The 7,146-nt window shown below is 38.9% G+C and carries 5 protein-coding genes, 1 tRNA gene and 1 riboswitch; all 6 genes read right to left on the bottom strand.

Features of this window, described 5'->3' with window-relative positions; translation table 11 throughout:
- Positions 1-130: 130 nt before the first annotated feature.
- Positions 131-877: a pyruvate formate-lyase-activating protein gene (gene pflA, locus U0M88_RS02445; RefSeq protein WP_331868797.1), complete on the bottom strand. Its 747-nt coding sequence runs from the start codon at positions 875-877 to the stop codon at positions 131-133.
- A 3-nt stretch (positions 878-880) separates the two neighbouring features.
- Complete coding sequence (pflB, locus tag U0M88_RS02440) at positions 881-3,127, bottom strand: formate C-acetyltransferase (RefSeq protein ID WP_331868796.1); 2,247 nt, start codon at positions 3,125-3,127, stop codon at positions 881-883.
- A 49-nt stretch (positions 3,128-3,176) separates the two neighbouring features.
- A riboswitch (ZMP/ZTP riboswitch) is annotated at positions 3,177-3,258 on the bottom strand.
- Positions 3,259-3,313: 55 nt separating this feature from the next.
- The gene (locus U0M88_RS02435) at positions 3,314-4,534 is read right to left on the bottom strand and encodes an LTA synthase family protein (protein WP_331868795.1); all 1,221 of its coding nucleotides are present in this window, start codon (positions 4,532-4,534) and stop codon (positions 3,314-3,316) included.
- A gap of 256 nt (positions 4,535-4,790) precedes the next feature.
- Positions 4,791-5,669: a Cof-type HAD-IIB family hydrolase gene (locus tag U0M88_RS02430; RefSeq protein ID WP_331868794.1), complete on the bottom strand. Its 879-nt coding sequence runs from the start codon at positions 5,667-5,669 to the stop codon at positions 4,791-4,793.
- A gap of 74 nt (positions 5,670-5,743) precedes the next feature.
- Positions 5,744-6,559, bottom strand: coding sequence for a DMT family transporter (locus U0M88_RS02425; RefSeq protein WP_331868793.1), 816 nt, complete (start codon positions 6,557-6,559; stop codon positions 5,744-5,746).
- A 380-nt stretch (positions 6,560-6,939) separates the two neighbouring features.
- A tRNA-Asn gene (locus U0M88_RS02420) sits at positions 6,940-7,015 on the bottom strand.
- Positions 7,016-7,146: the final 131 nt, after the last annotated feature.

Below are 7,146 nucleotides of genomic sequence, written 5' to 3'. Positions count from 1 at the left end.
ACCAGAATAATGATTATAATTTGTTTGGTTAAATTGGTTTTGTAGCATAACTAAATTATACTACAGACAAAAAGGACTGGAGTTTCCATTTAAGGAATTCCAGTCCTTTTTTAGATCTAACTTTTAACTGTTAGACCCCCTTTTCTTTTGGATATTCATTTGTATGTAGTAAACGATTGGCGTTTTCAACACGTTCTTTTGATGGTGGATCAATTCCCTCTAAAGGATACTTCATACCCAGTGCTTCCCATTTATAGGCTCCCAATGTATGGTAGGGTAAAACTTCCACTCTTTCGACATTGGATAAGCTTTGAATAAACGTATCCAGCTTTCTTAAATAAATATCTTCATCATTTCTTTGCGGCACCAGAACATGGCGAATCCAAACCGGTTTGGAAATCGAATCTAAATACTTCGCAAAGGCCAGTATATTTGTATTGCCATGACCTGTCAATAATCGATGTTGTTGAGGATCAATATGCTTGATATCTAATAAAACCAAATCAGTTACTTCCATCAATGTATTGATTTTATCCATGAACTCTTTCGTTTCACAAAATGGTTGTCCACACGTATCCAGTACGGTATGAACCCCTTCTTTTTTGGCCAATTGAAACAATTCTAATACAAAATCAATCTGTAATAATGGCTCGCCTCCGGATACCGTTATGCCGCCTTTATCTTTCCAGTAAGGACGATAACGCAAAGCTTTGGTAAGGACATCGCCTGCCTCTTGATCCGGTTCTTTGATTTGCCATGTATCAGCATTATGGCAAAACTGACATCGCATCTGGCATCCCTGCAGAAAAATTACATAACGAACACCCGGGCCGTCAACCGACCCGAATGTTTCAATGGAATGTATGCTTCCTTTCATATCCTACAAATGATCGTGGCAGGTTCTGGCAATCACATCCAGCTGCTGTTCACGCGTTAAATCAATAAATTTGACCGCATAGCCACTGACACGAATCGTAAAGTTTTGATACTCTTCTTTTTCCGGATGTTCCATCGCGTCTTTTAACTTCTCAACACCAAAGACATTGACATTTAAATGATGGGCTCCCTGATCAAAATAACCATCCATCACATGCACTAAATTCTCTGCGCGCTCTGTATCACTATGGCCCAGCGCACCCGGATTGATAGTCTGTGTATTGGAAATACCATCTAAGGCATATTCATAAGGAAGCTTCGCAACGGAATTCAAAGAAGCCAGTAATCCATTCTTTTCGGCTCCATAAGAAGGATTGGCACCCGGTGATAAAGGTTCTCCGGCCTTACGTCCATCCGGTAAAGTTCCGGTTGCCTTGCCATAAACCACATTACTTGTGATCGTCAAAATCGAAGTTGTCGGCTCACTGTTACGATACGTATGATGCTTACGAATCTTATTCATAAATGTCTTTAATAACCATACTGCGATATCATCGGCTCTATCATCATCGTTTCCATAACGTGGGAAATCACCTTCTACCTTGTAGTCAACGACGATACCATCCTCATCACGAATCGGTGTTACCTTGGCATATTTGATGGCACATAAGCTATCCACAACATGAGAGAAACCGGCAATACCCGTGGCAAATGTACGTCTTACATCGGTATCGATCAAAGCCATTTCGGCTGCCTCATAGTAATATTTATCATGCATATATTGAATCAGGTTTAAAGTATTGACATAGAGTCCACTCAACCAGTCCATCATCAAGTCATATTTATGCATCACTTCATCAAAATAAAGCACATCGCTGGTGATTGGCTTATACTCTGGACCTACCTGCATTTTTGTTCTTTCATCCACACCACCGTTGATGGCATACAACAGACATTTTGCCAAATTGGCACGGGCTCCAAAGAACTGCATTTCCTTACCCGTCTGTGTGGCGCTGACACAACAACATACCGCATAATCATCGCCCCACTCCGGACGCATCACATCATCGTTTTCATATTGCAGAGAAGATGTTGCCACACTGACCTTGGCCGCATACTTTTTAAAGGGCTCTGGCAGATGACTGGAATACAATACCGTCAAATTGGGCTCCGGACTTGGTCCCATATTTTCTAATGTATGCAGGAATCGAAAACATGTTTTGGTGACCATATGACGGCCATCCATACCGATACCGGCTACATCCAAAGTGGCCCAGACCGGATCACCCGAGAACAACTGGTTATAGGAAGGAATACGCGCAAATTTAACCATACGAAACTTCATGACCATATGATCGATCAGCTCTTGTGCTTTCTCTTCTGTCAATGTTCCGTTCTTTAAATCTCTTTGCATATAAATATCTAAGAAGGTGGAAACACGGCCAACCGACATTGCTGCCCCATTCTGTGTTTTGATGGCCGCCAAATATCCAAAATAAAGCCACTGTACTGCTTCCTTGGCATTCTTGGCCGGTTTTGAGATATCATAGCCATAAATAGCCGCCATCTCTTTCATTTCTTTTAATGCCTTGATCTGATCAGCTAACTCTTCTCTTTGACGAATGATGTGATCCAGCATCGTTCCATCGCCACACAAATCAAAATCTTTTTGTTTTTCCTCGATCAAAAAATCAATTCCATACAAAGCTACACGACGATAATCCCCAACGATACGTCCACGACCATAGGTGTCCGGTAATCCGGTAATAATCTTATTTTTACGAGCTAGACGCATTTCCGGAGTATAAGCTCCAAATACCGCATCGTTGTGTGTTTTATGATACTTTGTGAAGATTTCTTTTAATTTATCACTTGGTGTATATCCATAAGTTTCACACGCTTCGATACTCATACGAATACCACCATAAGGCATAAAGGCTCTTTTTAAAGGCTTATCCGTTTGTAAACCTACGATTTGTTCCAAATCTTTTAAATTTTCATCAATATATCCTGGTCCATAGGAAGTAAGGCTGGATACCACTTCCGTTTCCATATCCAATACACCGCCTTTGGCGCGTTCTTCCTTTTGAAGCTTCTGTAAGGCATCCCACAATGTATTCGTAGCTTCTGTTGGATCCGCCAAAAAGGCTTCATCACCATCATAAGGCTCATAGTTATTCTGGATGAAGTCTCTGACATTGACTTCCTCCTGCCATTTGTTTCCTTTAAATCCGGTCCACTGTTCAAACATGTCTTTCCTCCTATTCTTGAACCATATAAAAAGCCGGCCTCCGGGCTTCTTTTTCTGCCCAGACGGTCGGCTTAATACTCTTATACTTCACGTGGTCTATTCCACTCACTCCGTCAGTCATATAAGGTGATTTCATCATATCGGAATTTAGTTGAAGTGTCAACGAATAAGTCGCTGAAAATCCTTTCAGTGCTTTAAACCTAAAATTTTCTTTTTATAGAAAGAAGACTGCTTTTGTATTTTCAGATTCAAAGCCTTTTCTCCTTTCTTTTCTAAAACTGTTTTTTCATCCGAAAAAAGATCACGCCCTAAAGCCAATCCATTTTTAGAAAGCGTATAGCCCATTCCCGAAAGAATCGTCGGAAACAGATCCATCGTCGTAAATTCTCTTTTCTTTGTATGCATCGGATTCTTTTGACTGTGGATGAAGCAATTCCACACCCTTCGATCAAAGTCTCGATCAAAATTTGAATGAATATATTGTGCCGCCATGCTTGTATGATCTCCTTGAATCACGATGAGCGTATCCTTGTAGAAAGGCTGTTTTTTTAACCATGTCATAAAATCTTCCAGAAGACAATCGGTGTGATATATAGAATTGGAAATACCTTTGACAAAGGGTGCCTCCCATTTCTTTTCCTGATAGCCATAAGGATGATGGGTATCCACCGTCAACATTTCAAAATTAAATGGTTGTTCTTCCTTTGCCAGCATGCTCAGTTTTCGTTTGGCAAAATCAAAAAGCTTTTCATCCTCATAGCCCCAGAACACATGATATTTTTTATCCAGCCAGCCTTCTTCTTTTATTTTTTTAATATCTTGAATATCATAATGTCCATGTTGATCAAAATATGATTTGCGCCCTCCAAAGGCCGCATCCGAACCAATCATCAAGGTGTTGGAATAACCATCTTTTTCTAAAATGTCACCTAAAGAAACCAAACCATTCATAAATGCTTGTTTAGGTGTACAAAATGGATGATAGATCGGAAAGTTTAAGGGAACCCCTGCCGTAGAAGCAATCATGCCACCGGTTGTCCATCCGGTTCCTGTCACAACTTTAGCACCGCCTATTTGATCTGTATTTGAAAAACTGATGTTCTCTTTTGTCAGTTTTGTCAAAAAAGGAAGTAGATTCTCCTGGGAATCGCCTCCATCTTTCTTCAGCGCATATGTGGTTTCCATGGATTCTAAATAAATATGAATCAAATTCATTTTTTTCTTTGGCGCCTGTAAAGTCGAAGCGCTGACTTCGATATAGTCCTGTTCATAAAGATCCGACTTTTGAAACTGATGGATCCCATATTGAATCAATCCCACTTTATAGGCCGAATACATGATACACATAAGCAGCCATACCCAACAAAGCCAGAGCGCCGCAAAAATATGAATGATAAGCAAAGTCACAATTATCGAGATTACAAAACACCGTAGAAAACACAATCGAAACCAATCTACCAAAAATCGTTTATTCGTCCCTTCCAAAGGCACTTTTATATGAAATACTAACTGTTCAAAAGATGACAATCCAAAATAAGAAAAAGCCCATGATACCGTCTTGACAAGTATAGATGCGAAAAGTACAAGCAGGAAATACAACAATTTACCCCCTCCTTACATAATGTGTATTATACTCGAAAATAAAAAGAAGAACAGAAAAACTCTATTCTTCAATCAAACCAAGTTTCTTTAAAGCGTGCCATATTCCTTCCTCATTATTGGAAAGCGTAATATGCGCCGCTTTCTCTTTAACATAAGATCTAGCCTGTCCCATTGCATAACTGCATGTCACAACATCAAATAAGCTTACGTCATTTTCTCCATCCCCAAAAGCGATGACTTCATCGGCACTCCAACCGTTTTCTTTCATGATCTTCCCTAAGGTTTCTCCTTTGGAAACACCTTTTGGTAAAATCTCTAATTGCCTTGGTGCGGTACGAAATACATTAAATTCCGGAAAACGATCAACTAGATACAAATATAAAGATTCCAGCTTCTCTTCTTCCTGCATCACCTGCAGCTTAGTGATCGGTGGTTGAATCTGGTCTATATCTTTTAAATAGGTGATTTTCGGATATCCTTTTCGCATATCCGCCAGCCAGCTCCATGGCCCCGCTGTCCAGGGATAATCTTTTGGCAAGCCCTGCTCTTTACGCAGCTTTTCTTTGATGGCTCGAATCGAATCCGGGAAATAATCATAGACTCCATCATCAAAACAAGCCATGCTTTCACAATCTAAAGTCATCAATTCTGAAAACACCTTACGTACTTCTTCGATCGTCATTCGCCGTAAGATTTTCCTTTGGTCATGATGTATATCATAAACGGCCACACCATCGACCTCCAGTAAATAACCATGATGGCTGTCCATCTGCAGCTCTTTTGCGTATGGCACCAAACGTGTATAACTGCGCCCACTGGCCAAAATCAAACGAACTCCTTTTTCCTGCAGTTCTAATAATGCCTGCTTTGTTTTAGGAAGAATCTGATTGTTGGAATCAAGTAAAGTTCCATCCATATCCATTACAATTGCCTTGATCATATTTATCAACCTCGCCTGTTATTGTATCACTGATCATTACTTAGTACAAAATCTACAGATAACCTATTTCTGTATCAGATATTCAACAAGCCTATAGAAATCATGATCAAAGCAAATGTCATCATCATTTCCTTATTGATCTTTTCTTTAAAGAAAAAGTATCCACATAGACTGATTGTCATGATCGTCAGCATAGAATACATGGGATAAACGATAATAGAAGGCAACTCATTTAACGATATAAGTAAAAAATAAGATGATAAATAATTAGGAACACCAATCAAAAATCCATAAAGGATTTCGTTTTTAGCAATTTTTTGTTTCTTGATCACCATCAAAATAAAGCTTAAAATCGCAGCCATAAAAAAAGAAAGGAAGAAATATTGACTGGCTAAAGACGGTTCTCCATAGAACTGATAGATCTTGCTCATGGTATCAATCAATCCGCTCACGATCATAAAAACAAGCAATGTCAGCCCCAATTTAAAGTTTATTTTTGATTGATAGAAAAATAAGACAATCGATAAAAAGGATAGAGCCATACCAATCAGTTGAAGCCAGGTTGGTATTTCATGAAACAAGAAAACCGAAAACAATAAGGGTACACAAACACCTAACCGTCCATATAAACCTGTCAAAGCAATACCATTGAGTTTCATGCTCAGCTGCATTAAGTATAAGCTCATCACCAAAAGTAAGCCATTGACAGTCCCTAATACCAATGTCGTTTCATTCCATCGAAACACACGTGAAAAAAGCAGTGCACACAAAGAACAGGTCACATAATTACAGACAAGCTTACCATATAGGCAATGTTCTCTATTATTGCTCATCCGTAAGAAAACAGAAATTGCGGTGCTGCATAAAATTGCTAAAACAAGAAATGCCATATCGTTCTCCTTAAAAACGCAGTTAAGCATATCTTATCAAAATAGTAGTATTTGATTCAATTGTTTTCTTATAAAATACATCAATAAAATAGGATATAATTCTAATTTAATCTTCATAGACCCTCTTTGTTTCTATTTTTATGGATTGATCCTATTTTGATGCGCCATGTCAATATCAATACCACTTTAAGTCTTTACACACATCTGGAAGACGAAGAAAAAAAGGCCACTCTAGACTCCGTATTTAAGACAATCACCGCAAAAAAATGCTCGGGTGTCGAACGGGTGTCTAAAATAGCCCAAATAAAAACACTTTCCTAAATTCGCAACCACACGATGCTTTATATAAAGCATATTTTAGTGAAAGTGTTTACTTGCAATGGCGCCTGAAACAAGACTCGAACTTGTGACCTGCCGGTTAACAGCCGGATGCTCTACCGACTGAGCTATTCAGGCAACTGCTTAATTATATTAGCATGACATCCCCCTATTTGCAATACTAAAATTTAAAAAAATTACAAAAAAAGAATAGGCTGAAGTGAAAAAGTAAATTCCACATCCAAGAACAAAGCGTTGAATTTAGTCTT

The sequence above is a fragment of the Faecalicoccus sp. genome, from assembly GCF_036552745.1.
Taxonomy (GTDB): Bacteria; Bacillota_I; Bacilli_A; order Erysipelotrichales; family Erysipelotrichaceae; genus Faecalicoccus.
Note: the sequence above shows the minus strand (reverse complement) of the source record. Positions and strands in the feature narration are given on the sequence as shown.

Bases quoted from the DNA above. Each gene is read 5' to 3' on its own strand.
- U0M88_RS02425 (WP_331868793.1), bottom strand. From the start codon at position 6,559: ATGGCATTTCTTGTTTTAGCAATTTTATGCAGCACCGCAATTTCTGTT.
- pflA (WP_331868797.1), bottom strand. From the start codon at position 877: ATGAAAGGAAGCATACATTCCATTGAAACATTCGGGTCGGTTGACGGC.
- U0M88_RS02430 (WP_331868794.1), bottom strand. From the start codon at position 5,669: ATGATCAAGGCAATTGTAATGGATATGGATGGAACTTTACTTGATTCC.
- pflB (WP_331868796.1), bottom strand. From the start codon at position 3,127: ATGTTTGAACAGTGGACCGGATTTAAAGGAAACAAATGGCAGGAGGAA.